Origin of the sequence: Streptomyces sp. NPDC056160 (assembly GCF_042268205.1) — a bacterium.
GTDB lineage: Bacteria > Actinomycetota > Actinomycetes > Streptomycetales > Streptomycetaceae > Streptomyces.
The window spans coordinates 1-25,510 of the sequence record NZ_JBHJUW010000132.1 but is presented as its reverse complement, the minus strand read 5'-3'; the positions used below and the strand labels follow the sequence as shown (position 1 = coordinate 25,510).

General features: G+C 74.3%; 20 protein-coding genes and 1 pseudogene. 13 read left to right on the top strand and 8 right to left on the bottom strand.

What is annotated here, in order from left to right; all coding sequences use genetic code 11:
- A pseudogene (locus tag ACFC02_RS33755) lies at positions 1-166 on the top strand (4-hydroxy-3-methylbut-2-en-1-yl diphosphate synthase); the annotation flags it as partial.
- A 276-nt stretch (positions 167-442) separates the two neighbouring features.
- Here ACFC02_RS33755 and ACFC02_RS33750 read toward each other — a convergent pair.
- A complete protein-coding gene (locus ACFC02_RS33750; RefSeq protein ID WP_376365584.1) occupies positions 443-2,299 on the bottom strand; it encodes a SpoIIE family protein phosphatase in 1,857 nt (618 codons plus the stop codon).
- A gap of 217 nt (positions 2,300-2,516) precedes the next feature.
- Here ACFC02_RS33750 and ACFC02_RS33745 point away from each other — a divergent pair, with 217 nt between their 5' ends.
- From ACFC02_RS33745 to ACFC02_RS33735, 3 genes are all read left to right on the top strand, one after another.
- Positions 2,517-3,365 carry a GNAT family N-acetyltransferase gene (locus tag ACFC02_RS33745; RefSeq protein WP_376365582.1) on the top strand — a complete coding sequence of 283 codons (849 nt, stop codon included), beginning with the start codon at positions 2,517-2,519 and terminating at the stop codon, positions 3,363-3,365.
- Positions 3,366-3,462: 97 nt separating this feature from the next.
- On the top strand, positions 3,463-4,044 hold the full coding sequence (locus ACFC02_RS33740) for a GNAT family N-acetyltransferase (RefSeq protein WP_376365580.1): 582 nt from the start codon (positions 3,463-3,465) through the stop codon (positions 4,042-4,044).
- Positions 4,045-4,118: 74 nt separating this feature from the next.
- Positions 4,119-5,822, top strand: a complete 1,704-nt coding sequence (locus ACFC02_RS33735) for a proline--tRNA ligase (RefSeq protein ID WP_376365578.1) — start codon at positions 4,119-4,121, stop codon at positions 5,820-5,822.
- Positions 5,823-5,983: 161 nt separating this feature from the next.
- Here ACFC02_RS33735 and ACFC02_RS33730 read toward each other — a convergent pair whose 3' ends face one another.
- The 3 genes from ACFC02_RS33730 to ACFC02_RS33720 all read right to left on the bottom strand — a co-directional run bounded on the left by ACFC02_RS33730 (position 5,984) and on the right by ACFC02_RS33720 (position 8,139).
- Positions 5,984-6,886 (bottom strand): aminoglycoside phosphotransferase family protein, encoded by a 903-nt coding sequence (locus ACFC02_RS33730; RefSeq protein ID WP_376365576.1) that lies wholly within the window; start codon positions 6,884-6,886, stop codon positions 5,984-5,986.
- Between the two features lie 156 nt (positions 6,887-7,042).
- Positions 7,043-7,513: a ferritin-like domain-containing protein gene (locus tag ACFC02_RS33725; RefSeq protein ID WP_376365574.1), complete on the bottom strand. Its 471-nt coding sequence runs from the start codon at positions 7,511-7,513 to the stop codon at positions 7,043-7,045.
- A complete protein-coding gene (locus tag ACFC02_RS33720) occupies positions 7,510-8,139 on the bottom strand; it encodes a hypothetical protein (RefSeq protein WP_376365573.1) in 630 nt (209 codons plus the stop codon). Before ACFC02_RS33720 ends, ACFC02_RS33725 begins: the two co-directional genes overlap by 4 nt.
- 200 nt (positions 8,140-8,339) lie before the next feature.
- Here ACFC02_RS33720 and rimP point away from each other — a divergent pair, with 200 nt between their 5' ends.
- The 9 genes from rimP to ACFC02_RS33675 all read left to right on the top strand — a co-directional run bounded on the left by rimP (position 8,340) and on the right by ACFC02_RS33675 (position 21,070).
- A complete protein-coding gene (gene rimP, locus ACFC02_RS33715) occupies positions 8,340-8,858 on the top strand; it encodes a ribosome maturation factor RimP (RefSeq protein WP_376365571.1) in 519 nt (172 codons plus the stop codon).
- Positions 8,859-8,860: 2 nt separating this feature from the next.
- On the top strand, positions 8,861-9,847 hold the full coding sequence (gene nusA / locus ACFC02_RS33710) for a transcription termination factor NusA (RefSeq protein ID WP_376365569.1): 987 nt from the start codon (positions 8,861-8,863) through the stop codon (positions 9,845-9,847).
- Positions 9,848-9,938: 91 nt separating this feature from the next.
- Positions 9,939-10,235: a YlxR family protein gene (locus tag ACFC02_RS33705; protein WP_376365568.1), complete on the top strand. Its 297-nt coding sequence runs from the start codon at positions 9,939-9,941 to the stop codon at positions 10,233-10,235.
- Between the two features lie 150 nt (positions 10,236-10,385).
- Entirely contained in the window at positions 10,386-13,472 is a 3,087-nt protein-coding gene (gene infB, locus ACFC02_RS33700; protein ID WP_376365566.1) for a translation initiation factor IF-2, read from the top strand.
- Between the two features lie 208 nt (positions 13,473-13,680).
- Positions 13,681-13,977, top strand: a complete 297-nt coding sequence (locus tag ACFC02_RS33695) for a DUF503 domain-containing protein (protein WP_360978379.1) — start codon at positions 13,681-13,683, stop codon at positions 13,975-13,977.
- A gap of 71 nt (positions 13,978-14,048) precedes the next feature.
- The gene (gene rbfA / locus ACFC02_RS33690; RefSeq protein ID WP_360978376.1) at positions 14,049-14,510 is read left to right on the top strand and encodes a 30S ribosome-binding factor RbfA; all 462 of its coding nucleotides are present in this window, start codon (positions 14,049-14,051) and stop codon (positions 14,508-14,510) included.
- A complete protein-coding gene (truB, locus tag ACFC02_RS33685) occupies positions 14,507-15,412 on the top strand; it encodes a tRNA pseudouridine(55) synthase TruB (protein ID WP_376365564.1) in 906 nt (301 codons plus the stop codon). The genes rbfA and truB overlap by 4 nt, the downstream gene beginning before the upstream one ends.
- Before the next feature lie 264 nt (positions 15,413-15,676).
- Positions 15,677-19,894, top strand: coding sequence for a trypsin-like peptidase domain-containing protein (locus ACFC02_RS33680; protein ID WP_376365562.1), 4,218 nt, complete (start codon positions 15,677-15,679; stop codon positions 19,892-19,894).
- 219 nt (positions 19,895-20,113) lie between these two features.
- Positions 20,114-21,070 (top strand): bifunctional riboflavin kinase/FAD synthetase, encoded by a 957-nt coding sequence (locus ACFC02_RS33675; RefSeq protein ID WP_376365560.1) that lies wholly within the window; start codon positions 20,114-20,116, stop codon positions 21,068-21,070.
- Positions 21,071-21,289: 219 nt separating this feature from the next.
- On the opposite strand, the gene ACFC02_RS33670 is transcribed toward ACFC02_RS33675, so the two are convergent.
- The 4 genes from ACFC02_RS33670 to ACFC02_RS33655 are packed head-to-tail and all read right to left on the bottom strand — an operon-like array spanning position 21,290 to position 25,471.
- Positions 21,290-22,345, bottom strand: coding sequence for an ABC transporter ATP-binding protein (locus ACFC02_RS33670; RefSeq protein WP_376365558.1), 1,056 nt, complete (start codon positions 22,343-22,345; stop codon positions 21,290-21,292).
- Positions 22,342-23,436 (bottom strand): ABC transporter ATP-binding protein, encoded by a 1,095-nt coding sequence (locus ACFC02_RS33665; protein ID WP_376365556.1) that lies wholly within the window; start codon positions 23,434-23,436, stop codon positions 22,342-22,344. Before ACFC02_RS33665 ends, ACFC02_RS33670 begins: the two co-directional genes overlap by 4 nt.
- Positions 23,433-24,440 (bottom strand): ABC transporter permease, encoded by a 1,008-nt coding sequence (locus ACFC02_RS33660; RefSeq protein ID WP_376365554.1) that lies wholly within the window; start codon positions 24,438-24,440, stop codon positions 23,433-23,435. The genes ACFC02_RS33665 and ACFC02_RS33660 overlap by 4 nt, the downstream gene beginning before the upstream one ends.
- Positions 24,437-25,471 (bottom strand): ABC transporter permease, encoded by a 1,035-nt coding sequence (locus ACFC02_RS33655; RefSeq protein ID WP_376365585.1) that lies wholly within the window; start codon positions 25,469-25,471, stop codon positions 24,437-24,439. The genes ACFC02_RS33660 and ACFC02_RS33655 overlap by 4 nt, the downstream gene beginning before the upstream one ends.
- Between the last annotated feature and the right edge of the window lie 39 nt (positions 25,472-25,510).

Sequence of the window (25,510 nt, the reverse complement as noted above, 5' to 3'; positions counted from 1 at the left end):
GTCCGGCAACGGCAAGGGGCAGATCTTCGTCAAGGGCGAGGTGATCAAGACGGTGCCCGAGTCGAAGATCGTGGAGACCCTGATCGAAGAGGCGATGAAGCTCGCCGAGCAGATGGAGGCCGACGGCGTGGCCTCCGGAGAGCCGGAGATCTCCGTCGCGGGCTGAGCCCGCCCGGCCGCCGAAGGAGCCGAGGGCTGAACCCGGTCCGTGGCGGAGCCGGGACCTGAACCCGGTCCGCGAAGGAGCCGAGGGCTGAGCGCGGCCCGCGAAGGAGCCGAGGACTGAGCGCGGTCCGCGAAGAGGCCGGGCGCTGAGCCCGCAGGCAGCAGCGGGCCCGCTCCACGAAGGAGCCGCGGCCCCGGCCCCCGCCGGACCGGCCGCCGCATCCACAGCCGCCGCGCCCCCCCTTTCCGCACCCCCCCGCACCTCCGCACCCCTGTGTCACTCCTCCTCCGTGACCCCCCGAGTGGGGTCCGCCACCGGGGCGTCCTCCTGGAGAGAACCCGGCGCCGCCCGGCCGGGCGCGGCCGGACTGCCGTACGGGGACTGCGGGGGCGGCGGCGGTTCCCGGTCGCCCGGGGCGCCCGCCCCCCTCGCAGGCAAATGCAGCGCGAGCAGGGCGACGTCGTCGCCACTGGGACTGATGCGTTCCAGCAGCTCGTCGCAGAAGTCGTCCACCGTCTCCACGGTCGTCCGCCGGGCCAGGACGGAGGCATGGTGGCGGAGCTTGGCCATCCCCAGGTCGATGGGACGGTTGCGGCTCTCCACCAGACCGTCCGTGTAGAGCAGGAGCGTCGACTCCGGCGGCAGGTCCTCGTACGCGTCCGGCCAGTCCAGCCCCAGATGCAGCACCGCGCTCATCCCGATCAGCGGGCCGTGCCCGCCGGTCAGGAACCGGGTCCCGCCGTCCCTCGTCACCAGCAGGGGCGGCGGATGCCCCGCGTTGACCCAGTTCATCCGCCACGGACCGCCCTCGGGACCCTCGATCCGGGCGAAGACGAGCGTGGCCATCGGCGCGTCGCTGGTGTTCGTGACCGCCTCGTCCAGGCGGCACATGATCAGACTGGGCGGCTTGCCGTGGTCCCACGCCAGCGCGCGCAGCATGTTGCGGACCTCGGCCATGTGCGCGGCGGCCTGGAGGTCATGACCGACGACGTCCCCGATCACCAGCGCCATCACGCCGTCGGAGAGCAGGAAGGCGTCGTACCAGTCGCCGCCGATCTCCATGGCGCTCTGCGCGGGCAGATAGCGGGCGGCCATGCGCAGGTGGTCCACCTGCGGGAGCGGGGCGAGCAACTGGCGCTGCATGGTCTCGGAGACGTTGCGCTGCTCCTGGTAGAGCCGGGCGTTGTCCAGCACCAGCCCCACCCGGCGGCCGATGTCGGAGAGCAGCCGCACCTCCGCCTCCGTGGGAGCGGGCGAGCCCGCCGCGCGGCCCAGGGTCAGCATCCCGTAGGGGTTGCGGCGGGCGCGCAGCGGAACCACCACGGCCGCGTGGCCGCCCAGCCGCTCGAAGAGCTTGCCGTGGGTCGCGGCGAGCGGCGCGTCCGGGTCCCGCAGCCCCTCGGCGGTCAGCAGCACGGGATCGTCGGCGCTCATGACCCGCTCCACCGACGCCCGCGCCCCGGCCGACAGCAGCGGCAGTGCCCCCTCCAGCCGCCGTGCCCGCCGCGGGCGCGCGGGACACCGTACGGCGACCCGCTCCAGCAGCCCGGTCCGCTCCGAGAGCAGGGCCACCGCCGCCCAGTCGCCCAGTTCAGGCACCAGCAGCTGCAGCAGCCTGCGCAACCGCCCGGAGGCGTCCAGCGCGGACATCAGCACCGAGGAGACGTCCGCCAGGAGGTTCAGCCGGGCGGTCAGCGCCTCCAGGGCCGCCGCGTGCGCGGCCATCCGCTCCTCGGCCGCGCGCTGCGGGCCGAAGTCGTTGAAGACCACCACCAGCCCCGCCGCGCGGCCGGCCACCCGCAGGGACGTGGTCGTCCAGATGATCGGCACGGTGGAGCCGTCGGCCCGCAGGAAGTACTCCTCGCAGCCCTCCTCGACGGAGCGGCCGCCGGTCAGCGGGGTCCGCATGGCGCACTGCTCCCGCGGCACCGGGGCGCCGTCGGCGCGGCGGTGCAGCAGATCGTGCGCGTCCCGGCCGAGCATGTCCGCCTCGGAGTGGCCCAGCAGCCGCTCGGCCCACGGGTTGACGAAGGTGATGCGCCCCTCGGCGTCGATGGTGAAGACACCGGTCCCCAGGTCGCACAGGACCGCCCGCGGGAAGTCGGGGTCCCGGGCCACGCCCGCCCCGTTCACGGGCCCTGCCCCGCGTCGCCCCGGGCCGCCGCCCGGCGTGCTGCCACCGTAGATCACCGCTTTCGCCAGACCGTGCCTGACACAAGGGGTACCCAGAACATCCTGTACTGCCACACATCGGGGCATCCGTTGCCCGGCTTTCCCAGGGGGCGGCGCCGCCAGGATCCGGCGGGTACAGTGCGGAGATCAGCCGAAACCCCAGCGTGAGGCCCCGCACGTGTTGACCCAGACCACCTCACGGGTGCTCGAACCGAGCGACCTGGACGCGGCGCTCGCCGTCCTCGACCGCGAGCCGGTCGCGAACGCCTTCGTGACCTCCCGCGTGCGGATCGCGGGCCTCGACCCCTGGCGGCTCGGCGGCGAGATGTGGGGCTGGTACGAGGGCGGCATGCTGACGTCCCTGTGCTACGCGGGCGCCAACCTCGTCCCGATCTGCGCCACCCCGCGCGCCGTGCGCGCCTTCGCGGACCGCGCCCGGCGGGCCGGCCGCCGCTGCTCCTCCATCGTCGGCCCCTCCGGACCCACCACCCAGTTGTGGGGGCTGCTCGAACCCAGCTGGGGACCGGCCCGCGAGGTCCGCGCCCGCCAGCCGCTCATGGTCACCGACCGCATGCCCGCCGACATCGCCGCCGATCCCTACGTCCGCCGCGTCCGCAAGGACGAGATGGAGACGATCATGCCGGCGTGCGTGGCCATGTTCACCGAGGAGGTCGGCGTCTCCCCGATGGCCGGCGACGGCGGCCTGCTCTACCAGGCCCGGGTCGCCGAACTCGTCGGCGCGGGCCGCTCCTTCGCCCGGATCGACGAGCACGGCAAGGTGGTGTTCAAGGCCGAGATCGGCGCCGCGACCGACCGGGCCTGCCAGATCCAGGGCGTCTGGGTCGCCCCCGAGTACCGGGGCCGCGGGCTCGCCGCCCCCGGCATGGCCGCGGTGCTGCGCTACGCGCTGGCCGACGTGGCCCCCGTGGCCAGCCTCTACGTCAACGACTTCAACACCGCGGCCCGGCGCACCTATCTGCGCGTGGGCTTCCAGGAGGCCGGCGCGTTCACGAGCGTGCTGTTCTAGCCGGAGTCGGTGCCCGGTCGCGGTTCCCGGGCCCGCTGTCGCGGGCGTCACATCCGTACGGTTCTGAGGCTGGTGCGGGCCGGGTAGTCTCCCCGGCATGGCGCACTTTCCCGGTCACGGCCCCGGCCGCTTCGCCGACATCGTGATCGGCCCCCTCGACCTGTCGGCGCGGGTGGACGAGGCACTCGCCGTCCAGGCCGTCGCCTTCGGCCTCGGCGCCGAGGAGGTCGCCATGCGCCGCCAGATCGTCCTGCGCCACATGACGTGCCCGGGCGCCCGCGCCCTGGGCGCCACCACAGGCGGACGGCTGGTCGGATTCGTCTACGGCATGCCCAACGACCGCACCCACTGGTGGTCCACCGTCGTCGAGCCGTACCTGCGCGCCCGCGGACACGAGGAATGGCTCGACGGCTCCTTCGTCATCACCGAACTGCACGTCCACCCCGGCCACCAGAACCGCGGCGTCGGCCGCGCCCTGATCACCACCATCACCGACAGCGCCACCGAGCCCCGCTCCATCCTCTCCGCGATCGACACCGACAGCCCGGCCCGCGGCCTCTACCACTCCCTCGGGTACGTCGACCTGGCCCGGCAGGTCCTCTTCCCCAGCGCCCCGAAGCCGTACGCCGTGATGGGCGCCCCCCTGCCCCTGCGCCGCCGCCCGGCCGGCGGCCGCTGAGGCGATTACCGCCGCCGCCTTCCGCCCGGCTAACCTCCTAGCCATCACCGATCCCCGGCAGGAGTACGAGAACGATGGCGAACGCACCGGTCCAGCGCATGTCCCAGTTGATGGCCAAGACGCTGCGCGACGACCCGGCCGACGCCGAGGTCCTCAGCCACAAGCTGCTGGTCCGCGCCGGCTACGTCCGCCGCACCGCCGCGGGCGTCTGGAGCTGGCTGCCGCTGGGCAAGAAGGTCCTCGCGAACGTCGAGCGGATCGTCCGTGAGGAGATGGACGCCATCGGCGCCCAGGAGGTGCTGCTGCCCGCCCTGCTGCCGAGGGAGCCGTACGAGGCGACCGGCCGCTGGAACGAGTACGGAGCCGAACTGTTCCGCCTCCAGGACCGCAAGGGCGGCGACTACCTGCTCGGCCCGACCCACGAGGAGATCTTCACCCTGCTGGTGAAGGACCAGGCGTCCTCCTACAAGGACCTGCCGGTCATCCTCTACCAGATCCAGAGCAAGTACCGCGACGAGGCCCGGCCGCGTGCGGGCATCCTGCGCGGCCGGGAGTTCCTGATGAAGGACTCCTACTCGTTCGACACCACCGACGAGGGCCTCGCCGAGTCCTACGGCCTGCACCGCCAGGCCTACCAGCGCATCTTCGAGCGCCTCGGCCTCGACTACCGCATCTGCGCCGCCACCGCCGGCGCCATGGGCGGCTCCCGCTCCGAGGAGTTCCTCGCCCCGGCCGAGGCCGGCGAGGACACCTTCGCCGACTGCCCCAACTGCGACTTCGCCGCCAACACCGAGGCGATCACCTACGAGCTGCAGCCGGTGGACGGCTCCGCCGTGCCCGCGGCCGAGGAGATCCCGACCCCGGACACCCCCACCATCGAGACCCTCGCCGCCTCCCTCGGCGTCCCCGCCTCCGCCACGCTGAAGAACCTCCTCGTGAAGGTGGACGGCGAGATCGTCGCCGTCGGCGTCCCCGGTGACCGCGAGGTCGACATGGACAAGGTCGAGGCGCACTTCGCCCCGGCCGCCGTCGAACTGGTCACCGCCGAGGACTTCACCGGCCGCCCCGACCTGGTGCGCGGCTACGTCGGCCCGCAGGGCCTGGGCGAGAAGGTCACCTACATCGCCGACCCGCGCGTGGCCCCCGGCACCGCCTGGATCACCGGCGCCAACAAGGAGCACACGCACGCGAAGAACGTCGTGGCCGGCCGTGACTTCGAGGTCGACGCGTACGTGGACGTGGTAGTGGTGCAGGACGGCGACCCCTGCCCGAAGTGCGGCACCGGCCTCAAGCTGGACCGCGCCATCGAGATCGGCCACATCTTCCAGCTCGGCCGCAAGTACACCGACGCCCTCAAGCTCGACGTCCTCGGCCAGAACGGCAAGCCGGTCCGCGTCACCATGGGCTCCTACGGCATCGGCGTCTCCCGCGCGGTCGCGGCCCTCGCCGAGCAGCACGCCGACGAGCACGGGCTGGTCTGGTCCGCCGAGGTGGCCCCGGCCGACGTGCACGTGGTCGCCGCGGGCAAGGCACTCCAGACCGAACTGGCCCTCGACGTCTCCGGGAAGCTGGCCGCCGCCGGCGTCCGCGTCCTCGTCGACGACCGTGCCGGCGTCTCCCCGGGCGTGAAGTTCACGGACGCCGAACTGATCGGCGTCCCCAAGATCCTCGTCGCCGGCCGCCGCTCCGCCGAGGGCGTCGTCGAACTCAAGGACCGCCGCACCGGCGAGCGCGAGGAACTGACGGTCGACGAGGCCATCGCCCGCCTCACCGCATAGCGTCCAGCAGCCTCACGGAACAGCAGGTCAGGCCCCGCCCGCACCCGGGAGGGGCCTGACCCGTCCCGGCGGGCCGGCCGCCGGCCGCCCGCGCGGTCACGGTGCCCGGACGCCGCGAGTACCGAAGGGCCGCTGCGACGCCCCGGAGCGTGTTCGCCGGGTCAGAGCCAGCCGGCGAACTCCAGGAGCAGTTCGGCGTCCTGGTGGCGGCCCACCCGGCGTGCCCGCACACCCGACTCCACGGCGCGGAACAGGGTCCAGCCGCCCAGCCGCTCCCGGTCCACCTCCAGCGACTCCGCCAGCCGTTTGATCCGGCGCCGCGTGATGGCCGGCCCGGACGGTGAGGCGATCAAGTCCTCCACCCGGTCGCGGACCAGCCGGGCCAGATCGAACGCGACCTCGCCGACCACCGGATCCGGCCCCACGGCCAGCCACGGCAGCCGGTCCCCGGCGAGCACCTTGCTCTGCCGGAAGGTGCCGTGCAGCAACCGCTCTTCGGGCGGCGCCGCCAGCAGCCCCTCCCGAGCCGCGAGCGCCGCCTCGACCAGCGGGGCCACCTCCGCGTCGCGCTCCGCGCTCGCCCGCATCGCCTCCGCCTGCCGCGCCGTCCGCCCCGCGACCGTCTCGAACGGGTGCGCGTCGGGCGGCTCCACCCACAGGCGCCGCAGCGTGCCCGCGGCCTCCAGCAGCGCGCGTGCCTCGGGCAGCGAACGCACCGACACGTCCGGATGCAGCCGCTCCACCAGCAGCACCCCCTCGCCCGTCCCGGCCGGCTCCAGCAGCTGTACGGCACCACGGCCGCCCCAGTGCGCGAGCGCCGCCCGCTCGCTCTCGGGCCGGGCCCGGGGCGGGGCGAGCTTCAGTACGGCCGGCGTCCCCTGTGCCGTCCGGACCAGCACCACCAGGCTGCTGCGCCCTCCGGGCACCTGCACCCGCTCGACGGTCAACTCACGCAGCGCTACAGCCTGTTCGGCCAGCGCGGGCAGTTGCTCCAGCCAGTCGTCACCGTCCGGTGCCGTCTCGCCGAGCGCCCGCACCAGACGGCGCGGCGGTTCGAAAGCCATGCGCGAGTGTTTCCTTCCTGCGCGGTGGATGGTTCGGGTGGTGCCGATGCGTTCGGGCGCGTTCCCCCGCCTCCGTGGTCCGCGTGCTCTCAGCGGCCGGTCTCCGCGCGTCATGGGCGGACGCCGGGCCGGCCCCGCCGCCGGGCGCCTGCCGCGCTACGCCCTCGGGGTCGCCGACGGGCTGCCACCGGCAGCGGCGCGTTCGGCGAGCCCCGGGAAGGCTACGCTCCCCCCGCGCCAGCGCGCCGCCCGGACCGCCGCCTCGCGCAGCGCCCCGGCCGCGTCCCGCCTGCGCTGCCCGGCCGAGGCCCGCACCAGGTCGGAGTAGACCCCGGCCACCCGGTCCTCCAGTTCGGCGGCGAAGCGCACCGCGGCGGCCGAGTCCGGCACGGGGAACGGCAGCGTATAGCCCGCCGCCGCGGCGACCGGGCTGCCGCCCAGGTCCCGGACCTGGCGCACCAGGGCGTCGCGGCGTGCCCGGTGGGCGTCGTACGCGGACCGGGCCTGGCCGCGCCGCCGTTCGCCGATCCGGCCGCCCACGACGCCGTAGCCGTACACCGCCGCGTGCTCCGCGGCCAGCGCCGCCTGGAGGGCACGGACCTCCCGGTCCGCCGTCGCCCCGCTCACTTGTCCCCCTCCGTCAGCAGGTACGCGTGCACCGATCCGGCCGCCGCCACCGAGGCCAGCAGCCGCGCCAGTTCGCCGGGCACCTGGAGCAGCGCCTCGGTGCGGCGGTCGGCGAGCGACCGCTCCGCGGCGGCGAGCCCCGCGCGCGCGTCCTTCTCGCCCGCCGGGACGGTGGCCCCGGCGGGACCGGGAGGAGCGGCCGGCCCGGTCGCTCCCGCCGCCGCCCGGACGGCGTCCGTCGCCGTGGCCGTCGGGGTCCTGGAGCCGGCCGGGGAGACCGGGGCCGGGGAGCCCGGCGCGTTTGTGGCCGAGGGGGAGGAGCGGTCCGTACCGCCGAAGGCCGCCACGTGCCGCACGACCTCCGCCCGCAGCGGCCCCAGCCGTCCGGCCAGCGACGGATGCGCGGCGAGGACGGCGTCGTAGCGCCGCACCAGCCCCTGGCTGTCGCGTGCCGCGGCGGCGCGGACCCGGTCGGCGAGCGAGGGGCCGCCGCCGACGGACCCGGAGCCGTCGCTCCCGGCGGAGCAGGCGGAGCCCCCGGCGAGCAGGGCGGCCCCCGCCGCCGAGGCGAGCAGACTCCTTCTGCGCGGGCCCGAGGGGGCCCGCGAGGGTGAGGGGAACGGCACGGCAGACGTCCTCGGGTGCGTACGTACGGAAAACGGGAGGGGCGGCTCGCCCGTGATCACCGTACCCGCGCGTGCCCCGGGCACGACTCAGCGGCACCACCCTCGCCCAGGTGGACGGCAACACCCCCTGCGACCGGATACCCTTTGACCAGACACGCGAACCGTCCCACAACAGCACACGCGGCCGAGGAGTCACCCGGATGAGCACCACCCAGAGCGAGAGGCTGCGGGAACTGCTGGAACCGCTCGTCACCTCCGAGGGGCTGGATCTCGAAGAGATCGCCGTGGACTCCGTAGGACGCAAGCGGGTGCTGCGCGTCGTCGTCGACTCCGACACCGGAGCGGACCTGGACGCGATCGCCGATGTGAGCCGCGCGCTCTCGGCGAAGCTCGACGAGACGGACGCGATGGGCGACGGGGAGTACACCCTCGAGGTCGGTACCCCGGGCGCCGAGCGCCTCCTCACGCAGCACCGCCACTACGTGCGCGCCACGGGCCGCCTGGTGAAGTTCCAGCTGTCCGAGGGCGGCGAGCTGGTGGCCAGGATCGTCGCCGTCGACGACGAAGGACTCGACCTCGAAGTGCCGGGGGTCAAGGGCCGCAGGCCCACGGCCCGCCGCGTCGCCTTCCCGGACGTCGCCAGGGCGCGCGTGCAGGTCGAGTTCAGCCGCAAGGACGACAAGGTCAAGAAGGACATGAAGGAAGAGGAGGAGGCGTAGCCGTGGACATCGACATGAGCGCCCTGCGGGGCTTGGTGCGGGAGAAGGAGATCTCCTTCGACCTGCTGGTCGAGGCGATCGAGTCGGCCCTCCTCATCGCCTACCACCGCACCGAGGGAAGCCGCCGCCACGCGCGCGTGGAGCTGAACCGGCAGACCGGCCACGTGACCGTGTGGGCGAAGGAGGACCCCGAGGACCTCGAGGAGGGCCAGGAGGCCCGCGAGTTCGACGACACCCCGTCCGGCTTCGGCCGTATCGCCGCCACCACCGCCAAGCAGGTCATCCTGCAGCGGCTGCGCGACGCCGAGGACGACGCGACGCTCGGCGAGTACGCCGGGCGCGAGGGCGACATCGTCACCGGCGTGGTCCAGCAGGGCCGCGACCCGAAGAACGTCCTCGTGGACATCGGCAAGCTGGAGGCCATCCTGCCGGTGCAGGAGCAGGTGCCCGGCGAGACGTACCCGCACGGCATGCGCCTGCGGTCGTACGTGGTCCGGGTGGCCAAGGGCGTGCGCGGTCCCTCCGTCACCCTTTCGCGTACGCACCCGAACCTGGTGAAGAAGCTCTTCGCCCTGGAGGTGCCGGAGATCGCGGACGGCTCCGTCGAGATCTCGGCGATCGCCCGTGAGGCCGGTCACCGTACGAAGATCGCTGTGCGGTCCACCCGTTCGGGCCTGAACGCAAAGGGTGCCTGCATCGGCCCCATGGGCGGCCGGGTGCGCAACGTCATGGGCGAACTGAACGGCGAGAAGATCGACATCGTCGACTGGTCGGACGACCCGGCCGAGATGGTGGCGAACGCGCTCTCCCCGGCCCGCGTCTCCAAGGTGGAGGTCGTGGACCTGGCGGCCCGCTCCGCCCGCGTGACCGTGCCGGACTACCAGCTCTCCCTGGCGATCGGCAAGGAGGGCCAGAACGCCCGTCTCGCCGCCCGCCTCACCGGCTGGCGCATCGACATCCGGCCGGACACCGAGCAGGCCGGGGAATAGATCCGGACCGCACAGCGCTGCGAACACGACAACAGGCCGTTCGATTCCTGCCCCAAAGGGGTGAGGGGTGCGCGGGGAGGTAGACTTAAGGGTGTCTGGCCGGACGCAGGCCCGAGCATGCCCTGAGCGCACCTGTGTGGGGTGCCGGGAACGAGCGGCCAAGACGGATCTGCTGCGGACCGTGGCGATCGAGGGCGAGTGCGCCCCTGATCCTCGCGGTACGCTGCCCGGCCGGGGTGCGTACGTACACCCCGCCCTGGTCTGTCTCGACCTGGCGGTACGCCGCCGGGCGTTCACGCGGGCGTTGCGCGCCCCGGGAGCGCTCGACACAAAGGCGTTGCGCCGGTACGTCGAGCGGACAACAGTTGCCGAACAGGCAACACGGTAGGAAGACATGTCGTACGGAAGCCCCCGTGCGGCCTGGTACCTCGCGAGTCGAAAGCAGGTCGAGATTGCGATGAGCACTCGATGAGTACGCGATGAGTACGCCCATGAACTAGCGACGGTCCGGCCGCAACCCGGACCTCAAAGGAGCGAAGTGGCTAAGGTCCGGGTATACGAACTCGCCAAGGAGTTCGGTGTGGAGAGCAAGGTCGTCATGGCCAAGCTCCAGGAACTCGGTGAATTCGTCCGATCGGCATCCTCGACGATCGAGGCGCCCGTAGTACGCAAACTGACTGACGCCTTCCAGCAGGGCAACGGCAGCGGCAGGTCCGCCAAGCCGGGTGCCCCGAAGAAGGCCGCCCCCAGGCCCCCGGCGCCCTCCCCGGCGCAGGCTGGGGGCCCCTCCCACGGCGTCAAGCCTGTGGGGGACCGTCCGGCCGCGCCCAAGCCGCCGGCCGCCCCCAAGCCCGCCGCGGCGCAGCAGCCCGCGGCCCCCTCGGCTCCCGCGCCGGCCGCTCCCGGCCCGCGTCCGGTGCCGGGTCCCAAGCCCGCCCCGCGTCCGGCCCCGGCCGCGCCGGCCGCGCCGGAGTTCACCGCTCCGCCGTCGGCCCCGGCTCCGTCCCCGGCCGCCTCCCAGGGCCCGCGCCCCGGTGGCGCGCGTCCCGGTGCTCCCAAGCCCGGCGGCGGTCGTCCCGGCGGCGGTGGCCAGGGTCAGGCCCGTCCGGGCCAGGGCGCCCCGCGTCCCGGCGGCCAGGCCGCGCGTCCGGGCGCCCGTCCGGCCGGTCCGCGTCCGGGCAACAACCCCTTCACCTCCGGTGGCTCCACCGGTATGGCGCGCCCGCAGGCGCCCCGTCCGCAGGGCCAGCGGCCCGGCGGCCCCGGCGCTCCCGGCGGCGGTCCCCGTCCGCAGGGGGCCGGCGCCCAGGGTGGCGGCCCGCGTCCGCAGGCTCCGGGCGGTCCGCGCCCGACCCCGGGCTCGATGCCCCGCCCGCAGGGCGGTCCGGGCGGTCCCCGTCCCGGCGGCCCGCGTCCGAACCCCGGCATGATGCCGCAGCGTCCCGCTGCCGGCCCGCGTCCCGGCGGTGGCCCCGGCGGCCGCGGTCCGGGCGGTGCCGGTCGTCCCGGCGGTGCCGGTCGTCCCGGTGGCGGCGGCTTCGCCGGCCGTCCGGGCGGTGGCGGCGGCGGTCGTCCCGGTGGCGGCGGCGGCTTCGCCGGTCGTCCCGGTGGCGGTGGCCCCGGTGGCGGCGGCTTCGGCGGCGGCGGTGGCCGTCCCGGCTTCGGCGGTCGTCCGGGCGGTCCCGGTGGCCGTGGCGGCACGCAGGGTGCCTTCGGCCGTCCCGGCGGTCCGGCGCGTCGTGGCCGCAAGTCGAAGCGGCAGCGGCGCCAGGAGTACGAGGCCATGCAGGCCCCGAGCGTCGGCGGCGTGATGCTGCCGCGCGGCAACGGCGAGACCATCCGTCTCTCCCGCGGCGCGTCGCTCACCGACTTCGCCGAGAAGATCAACGCCAACCCGGCGTCGCTCGTCGCGGTCATGATGAACCTGGGCGAGATGGTCACGGCCACGCAGTCCGTCTCCGACGAGACGCTGCAGCTCCTGGCCGGCGAGATGAACTACAACGTCCAGATCGTCAGCCCCGAGGAGGAGGACCGCGAGCTGCTCGAGTCCTTCGACCTGGAGTTCGGCGAGGACGAGGGCACCGAGGAGGACCTGGTCGTCCGCCCGCCGGTGGTCACCGTCATGGGTCACGTCGACCACGGCAAGACCCGACTGCTCGACGCCATCCGCAAGACGAACGTCATCGCGGGCGAGGCCGGCGGCATCACCCAGCACATCGGTGCCTACCAGGTCGCGACCGAGGTCAACGGCGAGGACCGCGCGATCACCTTCATCGACACCCCGGGTCACGAGGCGTTCACCGCCATGCGTGCCCGTGGTGCGAAGTCGACGGACATCGCGATCCTGGTCGTCGCGGCCAACGACGGCGTCATGCCGCAGACGGTCGAGGCGCTCAACCACGCCAAGGCGGCCGACGTGCCGATCGTCGTCGCGGTCAACAAGATCGACGTCGAGGGCGCGGACCCGACCAAGGTGCGCGGTCAGCTGACCGAGTACGGCCTGGTGGCCGAGGAGTACGGCGGCGACACCATGTTCGTCGACATCTCCGCCAAGCAGGGTCTGCACATCGACAGCCTGCTGGAAGCGGTCGTCCTGACCGCCGACGCCTCGCTCGACCTGCGGGCCAACCCGAACCAGGACGCGCAGGGCATCTCGATCGAGTCCCGTCTCGACCGCGGCCGCGGTGCCGTGGCGACGGTCCTCGTCCAGCGAGGCACCCTGCGGGTCGGCGACACGATGGTGGTGGGCGACGCCTACGGCCGCGTGCGCGCCATGCTCGACGACAACGGCAACAACGTCGCCGAGGCCGGCCCGTCGACGCCGGTCCAGGTCCTGGGCCTGACCAACGTCCCGGGTGCGGGTGACAACTTCATCGTGGTCGAGGAGGACCGTACGGCCCGCCAGATCGCGGAGAAGCGCGCGGCCCGTGAGCGCAACGCCGCGTTCGCCAAGCGCACGCGCCGCGTGTCCCTGGAGGACCTGGACAAGGTGCTCAAGGCCGGCGAGGTCCAGCAGCTGAACCTGATCATCAAGGGTGACGCTTCCGGTTCCGTCGAGGCCCTCGAGTCCTCGCTGCTCCAGCTGGACGTCGGCGAAGAGGTCGACATCCGCGTCCTGCACCGCGGCGTCGGTGCGGTCACGGAGTCCGACATCGACCTGGCGATGGGCTCCGACGCCATCGTGATCGGCTTCAACGTGCGCGCGGTCGGCCGTGCGCAGCAGATGGCCGAGCGCGAAGGCGTGGACGTCCGGTACTACTCGGTCATCTACCAGGCGATCGAGGAGATCGAGGCGGCCCTCAAGGGCATGCTCAAGCCGGAGTACGAAGAGGTCGAGCTGGGCACGGCGGAGATCCGCGAGGTCTTCAAGTCGTCCAAGCTGGGCAACATCGCGGGTGTCCTCATCCGATCCGGCGAGGTCAAGCGCAACACCAAGGCCCGGCTCCTGCGCGATGGCAAGGTCATCGCGGAGAACCTCAACATCGAGGGCCTGCGTCGCTTCAAGGACGACGTCACCGAGATCCGCGAAGGCTTCGAGGGCGGTATCAACCTCGGAAACTTCAACGACATCAAGGTCGACGACGTCATCGCGACGTACGAGATGCGCGAGAAGCCGCGGGTGTAACACCCCACGCAGCGCGCGCACCGGCCGACGGGACTGCTTCCCGTCGGCCGGTGCGCCGTGTCGGGCCCCACGGCGCACCGCTCCGGCCGGGCGGGCGGGCGGGAAACCCCGTCGAGCCACCGCCGGGTTCGGGGTACCGTTCTTGATGTCCCTGCCCGTATCGAAGGCAGGACCATCGACCCCGTACCGGCGGGCAACCCGGACACACATGTACGTGGGGACTCTGTCCTTCGACCTCCTCCTCGGCGACGTCCACTCGCTGAAGGAGAAGCGCTCCGTCGTCCGCCCGATCGTCGCCGAGCTCCAGCGCAAGTACGCGGTGAGCGTGGCCGAGGTGGACCACATGAACCTCCACCGGCGAGCCGTCATCGGCCTCGCCGCGGTCTCGGGCGACGCGACACACCTGACCGACGTACTGGACCGGTGCGAGCGGCTGGTCGCCGGGCGTCCCGAAGTGGAGCTGCTGTCCGTCAGGCGGCGCTTCCACGGCGAGGACGACGGCTAGCGGCACGGCGGACCGCACCCCATGGCACCACACCACAGAACGTAGAAGAGAAAAGAACGGGAGACGGACCAGTGGCCGACAACGCGCGGGCGAAAAGGCTGGCGGACCTCATCCGAGAGGTGGTGGCCCAGAAGCTGCAGCGCGGGATCAAGGACCCGCGGCTCGGCTCGCACGTCACCATCACGGACACCAGGGTCACGGGCGACCTGCGGGAGGCGACCGTCTTCTACACGGTCTACGGAGACGACGAGGAGCGCGCGGCCGCGGCGGCCGGCCTGGAGAGCGCCAAGGGCATCCTGCGCTCCGAGGTCGGCCGGGCGGCCGGGGTGAAGTTCACCCCGACCCTCACCTTCGTCGCGGACGCCCTCCCGGACACCGCCCGGACCATCGAGGACCTGCTCGACAAGGCACGCCAGTCCGACGCCAAGGTGCGGGAGGCGTCCGCGGGCGCCGCTTACGCCGCCGGCGCGGACCCGTACCGCAAGCCGGGCTCCGAGGACGACGCCGACGAGACGGACGACAGCACCGAATGACCAGCAAGCCCACCCCGCCCGACGGCCTCGTCATCGTCGACAAGCCGTCGGGCTTCACCTCGCACGACGTCGTGGCCAAGATGCGCGGCATCGCTAAGACCCGCCGCGTCGGCCACGCCGGCACCCTCGACCCCATGGCGACCGGGGTCCTCGTCCTCGGCGTGGAGAAGGCCACCAAGCTCCTCGGGCACCTCGCCCTGACCGAGAAGGAGTACGTCGGCACCGTCCGGCTCGGCCAGAACACGCTCACCGACGACGCCGAAGGGGAGATCACCTCCTCCGCCGATGCCTCAGGGGTCACCCGCGAGGCCGTCGACACCGCCGTGGCCAAGCTGACCGGCGACATCATGCAGGTGCCGTCCAAGGTCAGCGCCATCAAGATCAACGGCGTGCGGTCGTACAAGCGGGCCCGCGAGGGCGAGGAGTTCGAGATCCCGGCCCGGCCGGTGACCGTCTCCTCCTTCCAGGTGTACGACGTGCGCGAGGCCGTCGCCGAGGACGGCACCCCCGTGCTCGACCTGGTGGTCTCGGTGGTCTGCTCCTCGGGCACCTACATCCGCGCCCTCGCCCGCGACCTGGGCGCCGACCTCGGTGTCGGCGGCCACCTCACGGCGCTGCGGCGCACCCGCGTGGGCCCCTACAAGCTGGACGCCGCAAGGACGCTCGACCAGCTCCAGCAGGAGCTGACCGTCATGCCGGTCGCCGACGCCGCCACCGCCGCCTTCCCCCGCTGGAACGTCGACACCCGGCGGGCCCGGCTGCTCACCAACGGCGTGCGCCTGGAGATGCCCGAGGAGTACGCGGGCGCGGGCCCCGTCGCCGTCTTCGACCCCGAGGGACGCTTCCTCGCGCTCGTGGAGGACCAGCGGGGCAAGGCCAAGAGCCTGGCCGTCTTCGGCTGACCCGGTCGCCCGTGGAGCGGCGGCGGCGGACACGGGGTGTTCCCCGGCCGCCGCTCCACGGTCCCCCCTCGGTTCCCCCACTCCTAGGGTGTATCCGACGACCCCCGGCTATTCACCCGACCGTGCAGGCGCTCGGAGTGAACGAAGGGAGCGCAGGGGGGCGCGTTCGCCTCGCGATCTTCCCCGCTGATCGTTCCGTGCCTACCGTCGAGGTCAGGCAGAGCATGGACAGGTTGCACGACGGCACGGCGGGGAGGTCCGACCATGGGAGCAGGGGCCCCGCGGCCGACGGCCGCGCACGGCCGGGGGAGCCGGCCGCCCGCCGAGACGCCCGCCGATGCTCCCGCCGTCAGGAGCGGCGGCGGTCGGGCCGCCCTGAGGGCACCGGCGTGCGCCGAGCCGTACGACGCGGCGGCGGCCCGCCAGTCGGTCCACCTGGCCACCACCGGGGCCCGCGACCGCCTCCTGGAGGGCGCCCTGGTGTGCGTCCGCGACCCGGCGGGGCGCCCCCGCGGCACCGGCTTCGCCGCCGACCACCGTGGCACGGTGATCACCAGCCACGAGGCCGTCGACGGCCTCACCCGCCTCGTGCTGCACACCCCGGGCGCGGACGACCGCTCCTGCGTGGTGACCTCCGCCGCGGTGACCCCGCTGCCCGGGCTGGGCCTCGCCCTCGTACGGACCGAGGGCCTGGACGTGCCCCCGCTGCCCGTGTCGGTGCGCGGCCGGGTCCGGCCGGGACAGTACGTACGGTTCCCCGCCGGGGGCTGGCGCGAGGCCCGCGTACTGGGCACGACCGCCGTGACCTACTCTGCTGCGGACCGCTGCCACCTCCTGCCCGGCGTCCTCGAACTGGCCATCGGCACGGCGGGCCGCGACGCGCTCCGGCCGGGCGGTGGGGCGGCGGGGGGCCCGGTGCTCGACCTGGAGACCGGCGCCGTGGTCGGCGTCCTCGGCACGGCCCTGCGGTCCGGCACCGGGGGCGCCGGGTTCGCCGTGCCGCTGCCGTGCGACGACGGCCCCCTGACCGAGCTGCTCGCCCGCAACGCGGCCACCGTGCCCGCCTACGGCCCCGATCTCAACGTGGCGGGTGTTCTGGAACTGACGGCCACCTCCGTGGCGCAGGATGCGCCCCGCGGCGCCCTGCCGGACCACGCGCCCGCCCCGGCGACCGTCCTGGCAGGGCCCGGGGGCGCTTCGATGGGCTCGGAAGCCGTCCCGGGGGGTCCGGCTACCGTCCTGGCGGGCTCGGCCACCGTCCTGACCGGTCCGGTGACGGCTGTGTCCGGCCCGCCGGCCGCCGGGCCCGACCCGGTGACCGTCCGGCCGGGCCCGGCGAGCGGCCGGACCCGGGGGCCGGTCGAACGGGCCTACGTGCTGCGGGAGCTGGAGGCGTTCGGGCACGGCCCGGCCGCCGTGCTGGGCCTCGTGGGGGCGCCCGGCAGCGGCCGTACCACCGAACTCGCGGCGCTGGCCGGGCGCCGCGCCCGGGGAGACGCCCCCGCCCCCACCCTCTGGCTGCGCGGGGCCGACCTGGAGGGCGCCGACGCCTCGGTGGCGGACGCGGCGGCCCGGGCGCTGGACCGCGCCGCCCGGATCGTGTCGGCCGCCCGGGCACCGCTGCCGACCGACCTCACCGACCTCACCCCGGAGCGCGTCGCCCGTCTCGCCCGCGCCCACGGACGCCCGCTGCTGGTCCTGCTGGACGGCCCCGAGGAGATGCCGGCCGTCCTCGCCCGACGGCTCGCCGAGTGGACCGGGGCGACCGCGCGGTGGCTGCGTGCCACGGGAGCGCGGCTGGTGGTGGCGTGCCGGGACGAGTACTGGGAGGGAGCGGGGGCGTTGTTCCCGCCGGATCTGCTGCACCTGCCGACCGGACCGGAGGCGGGCGGGCGCGCCGGGGAGCCGGGCCCCGCCGAGCACGCAGGCCGGTTGCGGGAGGCCCCGGGTACGCAGGGCACCGGGGGTGCCGAGCGCAACGGGGGCGCGGCGGGCATCGAGGGTGCGGAAGGCCACGGGGGTGCCGGGGGCACCACGGGTGCGCAGGGTCCTGAGTATGCCGAGGGCACCGGTGGGAGGCTGGGTCCCGAGTGTGCCGAGGGCATCACGGGCACGCAGGGCCCCGAGTGTGCCGAGGGCATCGGGGGCTCGGGAGGCGTCGGGGGCGCGGAGGGCCGTGAGGATGCGGAGGGCGCCGAGGAAGCGGAGGGCCGGGCCTGCCTGCCCGGCCTCCCGCCGCCCTGTCTGCTCCTCGGCGACCTGCGGCCGGAGGAGGCGCGTGAGGCCCGCGCCCGGTACGGCGTCCCGGACGGCGCCCTGGCCGAGGCCGACGCCCGGCACCCGCTCACCCTCCGGCTCCTGGCCGAGGTGCGCGCGGCCCTGCCCGGCACCGGCGGCCACCCCCGCCTGGACCGTACCGACGTCCTCGCGGCCCACCTGGACCTGATGTGCCTGCGCGTCGCGGTCCGTCTCGCCGCGGAGAACGACCTGCGCGGCACAGCGGTCCGCCGCCTCGCGGCCAGGGTCTCCGGCCAGGTGCACGAGGCCGCCCGCCGCAGTCTCGGCCCCGGCCCGGGCGGACTGGACCGGGCGACGTTCGAAGAGGTGTTCCCGTGGGGGCCGGCCCCCGCCCGTCTCGGCGGCGGCACCGGCTGGGCGTCCGCCGTCCTCACCGAGGGCCTTCTCGTCCCGGCCGGCGACGGCTACCGCTTCGCCCACGAGGAACTCGCCGACTGGATCCAGGGCGCCCACCTCGACCTGGACGAAGCCCTGCGCGTCCTGGTCCACCGGCGGCACGTTCCCGGTGAACCGCGCCGCCCCCGGCCCGTCCCGCACCACCGCATCGGCCCGGTCGTCCAGGCCCTGCTCCTGCTGGCCCGCCACCACGGCACGCGCCGGCTCGCCGTCCGGCTCGAGGAACTGCTGTGCGCCCTGGACGGTGACCCGCACTCCTGGTGGGCGTCGCGGCTGCTCGCCGCGGTCCTCCTGCGCGTCCCAGACGCGACGCCGTACGCCGGTGTGCTGCGGCTGCTCGCCGACCGGCTCGGCGTCTGGCGGGAGTGCGGCCTGCCCGTGCCCGGCGGCTTCGGACCCGCCTTCTGGACCGCGCTGCACCTGCCGGTCACCGACCGCTGCGACCTGCTCAGGCGCCTCCTCGTCGCCGACGATCCGACGCGGGAGCCGCCCGACTCGCCCGGCACGCCCCTCACCCGTGCCGAAGCAGCCGCCCCGGCCGTGCCCCCTCTCCGCACGCGGGCCCGCGCTTCCCGCGCCCCGCGCCCGCCCCGCTACCTCGACGCCCTCGCGCGCCTCCTCACCGCCGACCCGGCTGCCGTGGGACCGCACCTCACCCGCTGGTTCGACGACGAGCGGCCCCTGCCCGCGGCCCCGCGGGCCACCGTGGCCACGGCCGCCCAGGCGCTGCTCTACGCCCACCGGCACCGCGCCCCCGACGACCTCGCCGACACCCTTGCCGACTGCGCGCACCCGCGGGCCGCCGAACTGCTGACCGCGCTCGCCGAGGAGGAACCGTCCGCGCTGTGCCGGGCCGTCGACCGGTGGGCGCGCGACGAACGCCAGGACCGCCGCACGACGGCGGTCGAGCAGGGCCTGCGCACCGCCCCCCACGCGCGGACCCGGACCGACCGCGAACTGCTGTGCCGCGCCGCCCTCGCCGTCCTCGCCCGCCCCGCCGACACCGCACTGCACGGCCGCGCGCTCGCCCTCCTCGTCGCGGACCCCGCCGCGCGCGCCCGCCATCTGCCGCAGGCGCTGCGGCACTTCGCGACCGGCGACGCCCAGCTCCCGCCGAGCGCGCTGGCCCCCGCTCTCGCCACCCACCCCGAGACGGTCCTGACCGCCTTCGGGGAACGGCTGCGGCACGGCCCCGACGCCGGGGAGACACTGCGGACCCTCACCGAGGTCACCACGCCCGCCCTCGCCCGCCGCGTCGCCGCCGTCGTCCGCGAGGCGGTGGCGCGGCGACCGGACACCGCGGAGGCCGTGGCCGCCTGCGTCGACCGGCGGCTGTGCTTGGGGCCGGACGCCCGTTCGGTGCTGTTCCCCCTGGTCAGCGGGCTCCTGGAGAGCGGTTGCCCGGCAGCGCTGCGGTCGGCGCTCGGCGGGATGCTGGTCGCTCCCGGCCTCCCGGCCTCCCGGGCGCTGCGCCGGGAACTCCTCGACCTCCTGCTCGCCCACGAGAGCGACCCGGCCGTGCTCGACGCGGTGCTGCGCGCCGCCGCGCCGAACGCCGACGAGGATCTGGGGCACCTCGTGCACCGGGTCGGCCTGCTGCTCGTCCGCACCCCGGAGGGCGCGGCCGTGTTCGACCGCGCGCTCGTGGAGCTGGCCCGGCACGTCCCCGGCTTCGCCGCACGCGTGGCCGGATGGCTCACCGGAGCCCCGTACGACTGGGCCGCCGTCGTGGGCCCCAGCGCCCGACGCGCGATCGAGAACCTGGCCGGGGCGGTGGTCCCCGTCTGACGGCGTCCGGGGCGGGGCGCGAGGAGGGGCAGGTGGACGGAGTGCGGGAGCGTGGTCCGGTCACCCCGTCCGGGTACGTGCGCCCGGTCACAGCGTCCATGCCGATGCGGGCGCGGAACGCGCGGCATGGCACCCTTAGACCTGCGGACAAGGCAGCAAGCCGACCTAGACGACGGCATCTAGGCAACACGGACACGGGTTCGACGAGGAGCGGTCACAGTGCAGCGCTGGCGTGGCTTGGAGGACATCCCCCAGGACTGGGGGCGCAGCGTCGTCACCATCGGCTCGTACGACGGAGTCCACCGCGGCCACCAGCTCATCATCGAGCACGCCGTGAACCGCGCCCGCGAGCTGGGGGTGCCCTCCGTCGTCGTCACCTTCGACCCGCACCCCAGCGAGGTCGTGCGCCCCGGCAGTCACCCGCCGCTGCTCGCCCCCCACCACCGCCGTGCCGAGCTGATGGCCGAGCTGGGCGTGGACGCGGTCCTCGTCCTGCCCTTCACCACCGAGTTCTCGCAGCTGTCCCCGGCCGACTTCGTCGTCAAGGTGCTGGTCGACAAGCTGCACGCCAAGGCGGTCGTCGAGGGCCCGAACTTCCGCTTCGGCCACCGGGCCGCCGGGAACGTCGACTTCCTCGTCGAGCAGGGCAAGCTCCACGACTTCGAGGTCGAGGTCGTCGACCTGTACGTCACCGGTGAGGCGGGCGGCGGCCAGCCGTTCTCCTCGACGCTGACCCGCCGTCTGGTCGCCGAGGGCGACGTCACGGGCGCCCGCGAGATCCTCGGCCGCCCGCACCGGGTGGAGGGCGTGGTGGTCCGTGGTGCCCAGCGGGGCCGCGAACTGGGCTTCCCCACGGCCAACGTCGAGACGCTCCCGCACACCGCGATCCCCGCCGACGGCGTCTACGCCGGTTACCTCCACGCCCAGGGCGAGGTGATGCCGGCCGCCGTCTCCGTCGGCACGAACCCGCAGTTCGACGGCACCGAGCGCACCGTCGAGGCGTACGCGATCGACCGCGTCGGCCTCGACCTGTACGGTCTGCACGTCGCCGTCGACTTCCTGGCCTTCGTCCGCGGCCAGGCCAGGTTCGACTCGCTGGACGCCCTGCTGCAGACGATGTCCGAGGACGTCAAGAAGTGCCGCGAGATCATCGCGGCGGACGAGCAGCAGCGCTGACGCACGGCCCGGCTGACCCGCAGGCCGGCTGACCGGTGGGCGTCGCACGGCCGCCGGACGTCCGGTGGGCCGGTGACCGGACGTCCGGTGGTCCGTCGACGGGTAGTCCGTCCCTGGGTAGTCCGTCCGCAGGCAGTCCGGTGGCCGGTGCGTGAGCCGGCCGACAGCCCGGCGGTCGGCCGTACCGGAGGAGCACGCGGCCGTGCCCCCGCGTCGCGGTCAGTCCGCTGACGCTGCCGTCGCCGTCGTCGCCGCCCCCGCGCCGTCCGCGGCTCCCGACGCCGCCCCTTCCGTCCGTGCCCGGGCCCAGTGGCAGGCGACCTGGGTCTCGGCGCCGCCGTGCAGGATCTCCAGGTCCTCGCTCCGGCACGCGTCGGCTACCCCGGCGCGTGCCGCCTCGCCGCCGGCCAGGATCTGGCAGCGGGCGTGGAAGCGGCAGCCACCGGGGATACGGGACGGGTCCGGGGGCTCACCGGTGAGGACGACCGGGGTGCCGGGCGCTTCCGGCAGCACGGACAGCAGGGCCTGGGTGTAAGGGTGCCGGGGCGCGGTCAGCACCTGTTCCACGTCGCCCGTCTCCACGATCCGCCCGAGATACATCACCGCCACGCGGTCGGCGATGTTCCATGCCAGCCCCAGGTCATGGGTCACCACCAGCGCGGAGAGGCCGAGTTCGGTGCGCAGCCGCAGCAGCAGCGCCAGGATCTCGCCGCGCACGGACGCGTCGAGGGAGGCCACCGGTTCGTCGGCGACGAGCAGTTCCGGTTCCAGGACCAGCGCACCCGCGATGACGACCCGCTGGCGCTGGCCGCCGGACAGCTCGTGCGGATAGCGCAGGAAGAACCGCTCCGGCGGGCGCAGCCCGGCGCGGGACAGGGCCTCGGCCACCGCGGCCCGTTCGTCGCCCGCGTACCCGTGGATGCGCAGGCCCTCGGCGACGGCGTCGTACACCGTGTGCCGCGGGTTGAGCGAGCCGCTCGGGTCCTGGAGGACCAGCTGGGCCCGCTTGCGGTACGCCTTCAGGGCGCGGGCGGAGTGGTCGAGCGGTGCGCCGTCGAAGGTGACGCGGCCCGCGGTCGGCGGGACCAGGCCGAGCAGCGAACGGGCCAGCGTCGTCTTGCCGCAGCCCGACTCGCCGACCAGCGCCACGATCTCGCCCGGCCGGATGTCGAGGTCCACGCCGTCCACGGCCCGGGCGGTCGGCGCGCCGTGCCGGCCGGGGAAGGTGACGTGCAGCCCCGCGACGCTCAGCAGCGGGGGCGGGGTGGTCGTCATGCGGTACTGCTCCTCACTTCCTCGTCCTGCGCGTCCTGCGTGGACTGCGTGTCCTGCGCGGACTGCCCGGACTGCGCGGACCGCTCAGACGGTGCGGAACGCGTGGACGCCGCGCCGCCAGGTGTCTCCCCGTCGCCGTCCCCGGCCCCGACGTGCACACACGCCGCCCGCCGGTCCGCACCCGCCGCCCGCAGGGCCTGGTCCTGCGTCGCGCAGACGTCCAGGGCGACCGGGCACCGCGGGTGGAACGCGCACCCGGGCGGCACCGCCGCCGGATCGGGCGGGTCACCGGGCAGACCGCGCGGGGCGAACCGCGAGCCCGGGTCGCCGATCCGGGGGAACGCCCCCGACAGGGCCTTGCCGTAGGGGTGCCGGGCGTCCTCGTAGACCTGCCGGGCCGGGCCCTCCTCGACGACCCGGCCGGCGTACATCACCGCGAGCCGGTCGCAGGTGTCGGCCAGTACGGCCAGGTCGTGGCTGATCATGATCAGGCCCACGTCCTGCTCGCTGACCAACTCCTCGATCAGGCGCAGGATCTGGGCCTGGATCATCACGTCCAGCGCGGTGGTGGGCTCGTCGGCGATGATCAGACGCGGGTCGCAGGCCAGCGCCATCGCGATCATCACGCGCTGCCGCTGGCCGCCGGACAGCTCGTGCGGGTACGCGGACGCGCGCGCCGCCGGCAGTCCCACCTGCTCCAGCAGCTCACCGGCCCGCTTCCTGGCGCCGGCGGGGCTCGCCCTGCGGTGCAGCAGGATCGGCTCGGCGATCTGGTCGCCGACGCGGTGCACGGCGTTCAGCGAGTGCATCGCGCCCTGGAAGACGATCGACGCCCCGGCCCAGCGCACCGCCCGCACCCGGCCCCACTTCATCGCCAGCACGTCCTCGCCGTCCAGCAGGATCTCCCCGCCGGTACGGGCCCCGGCGGGCAGCAGCCGCAGCAGAGACAGCGCCAGCGTGGACTTGCCGCAGCCGGACTCGCCCGCGATGCCGAGCTTCTCGCCCGCGCCGAGGGACAGGTCGACGCCGCGTACGGCGGTGGCACCGCCGGGATACGTCACGTGCAGGTCCCGGACCTCCAGGAGGCTCAACGGGCCACCCCCAGCCTGGGGTTGAGAACGGCTTCCACGGCACGTCCGCACAGCGTGAACGCCAGCGCCACGACGGCGATCGCGATGCCCGGCGGCACCAGGTACCACCAGTCGCCGGAGCTGACCGCCCCCGCCTCCCGCGCGTCCTGCAGCAGCCCGCCCCAGGACACCACCGTCGGGTCCCCGAGTCCGAGGAAGGCCAGCGTCGCCTCGGCCAGGATCGCGGAGGAGATGATCAGGGTCGTCTGGGCGAGGACCAGCGGCATGACGTTGGGCAGCACGTGCCGGGACATGACGTGCCAGTGCCCGCCGCCGAGCGCCTTCGCGCGTTCGATGTACGGCCGTGACTCCACCGCCAGCGTCTGCGCCCGCACCAGCCGGGCCGTCGTGGGCCAGGTGGTCACGCCGATCGCCAGCACGATCGTGCCGAGGGAGCGGGACAGGACGGTCGCGAGCGCGATGGCGAGCACCAGGGTCGGCATCACCAGGAACCAGTCCGTGACCCGCATCATCACCGTGGCGTACCAGCCGCGGAAGTGCCCCGCCGTGACCCCGATGAGCGCGCCGATCGCCACGGACAGCACGGCGGCGAGCAGCCCGACCAGCAGGGAGACGCGCGAGCCCCAGACGAGCAGCCCCAGCAGGTTCCGCCCGAACTGGTCGGTGCCGAGGGGGAAGTGGCCGCTCGGGCCCTGCAACGGCTGCCCCGGCGCGTCGGTCACGCTGTCCACGTCCGACCCGACGGTCAGCGGCGCGGTCAGCGCGACGAGCGCGAACAGTACGAGCGCGGCGAGGCCGAACACGCCCGCGCGGTGCTTGCGGTACTCCTTCCAGAAGCGTGCGGCGGAGGCGCGGCGGCGCCGCCGGGCGAGCGCGCTGGGTCCGAGCGCCGCTGGCTTCTTTCCGGCGCTCCCGGCGTTTACGGGGCTCCCCGTGTCCCCGGTGCCCCCGGGGCTTCCGGCGGGATCGGCGGGTTCGGCGGCTTCGGTGGTCTCGGCGGTCATCGGCCCACCCTCGGATCGAGCAGCGGATACAGCAGGTCGGCGAGGGTGTTCATCACGATCACCGCCGCGGCGAAGACGAAGAACAGCCCCTGCACCAGCGGGAGATCGGGCACGCTCAGCGCCTGGTAGAACAGCCCGCCGAGCCCCGGCCAGGAGAAGACCGTCTCGACGAGGATGACACCGGCCACGGTCCGGCCCAGGTTGACGAAGATCAGCGTCACGGTCGGCAGCAGCGCGTTCGGCACGGCGTGCCGGCGCCGTACGAGATCGTCGCGCAGCCCCTTCGCCCGCGCGGTCGTCAGATAGTCGCTGCCCATCTCGTCCAGCAGCGCCGACCGGGTGACCAGCAGGGTCTGCCCGTACTCGACCGCGACCAGCGTCACCACCGGCAGCACGAGATGGTGGACGACGTCGAGGACGTAGGCGAAGCCCTCCTTGCCGCCCGACTCCATGCCGCCGGTCGGGAACAGGCCCGGGACCGGGCCCACGCCGACCGACAGGACGATGATGAGCAGCAGACCCAGCCAGAACGACGGGATGGAGTACAACGTCAGCGCCAGCCCGGTGTGGACACGGTCCCCGAGCTTGCCGTGCCGCCACGCCGAGCGGGTGCCGAGGAAGACGCCCAGCGCGGTGTAGAGCACGAAGGCCGTGCCGGTGAGCAGCAGGGTGTTGGGCAGCGCCTCGGTGATCTTGTCGACGACGGGCGCCCGGAACTGGTACGACGTCCCGAGGTCGCCGGTGAGGGCCTTGCCGCAGTAGTGCGTGAACTGCTCCCACAGCGGCAGGTCGAGCCCGAACTCCCGCCGGTAGACGGCGATCTGCTCCGCCGAGACCGGACGCCCGCCGGTCATGAACTTCACCGGGTCGCCCGGGATCAACCGGAAGAGGAAGAAACTGGTGACGAGGACGGCGAGCAGGGACACGGCCGCTCCGGCCAGCTTGCCCGCCACGTACCGCGGATAGCCGGTGGCGAGGAGCCTCCGCGCCGCCCCGGCCGCCCGCCCCCCGTCCGCCGGTCCGGAACCCACAGGTCCGGAACCCGCCGCCGGTCCGGATCCCGCCGGACC

What these genes read in the sequence shown, in the direction of transcription:
- ACFC02_RS33740 (WP_376365580.1), top strand. Translation starts at nt 3,463, where the DNA reads ATGGCGCACTTTCCCGGTCACGGCCCCGGCCGCTTCGCCGACATCGTG.
- ACFC02_RS33735 (WP_376365578.1), top strand. Translation starts at nt 4,119, where the DNA reads ATGGCGAACGCACCGGTCCAGCGCATGTCCCAGTTGATGGCCAAGACG.
- ACFC02_RS33730 (WP_376365576.1), bottom strand. Translation starts at nt 6,886, where the DNA reads ATGGCTTTCGAACCGCCGCGCCGTCTGGTGCGGGCGCTCGGCGAGACG.
- rimP (WP_376365571.1), top strand. Translation starts at nt 8,340, where the DNA reads ATGAGCACCACCCAGAGCGAGAGGCTGCGGGAACTGCTGGAACCGCTC.
- ACFC02_RS33695 (WP_360978379.1), top strand. Translation starts at nt 13,681, where the DNA reads ATGTACGTGGGGACTCTGTCCTTCGACCTCCTCCTCGGCGACGTCCAC.
- truB (WP_376365564.1), top strand. Translation starts at nt 14,507, where the DNA reads ATGACCAGCAAGCCCACCCCGCCCGACGGCCTCGTCATCGTCGACAAG.
- ACFC02_RS33680 (WP_376365562.1), top strand. Translation starts at nt 15,677, where the DNA reads ATGGGAGCAGGGGCCCCGCGGCCGACGGCCGCGCACGGCCGGGGGAGC.
- ACFC02_RS33670 (WP_376365558.1), bottom strand. Translation starts at nt 22,345, where the DNA reads ATGACGACCACCCCGCCCCCGCTGCTGAGCGTCGCGGGGCTGCACGTC.
- ACFC02_RS33660 (WP_376365554.1), bottom strand. Translation starts at nt 24,440, where the DNA reads ATGACCGCCGAGACCACCGAAGCCGCCGAACCCGCCGATCCCGCCGGA.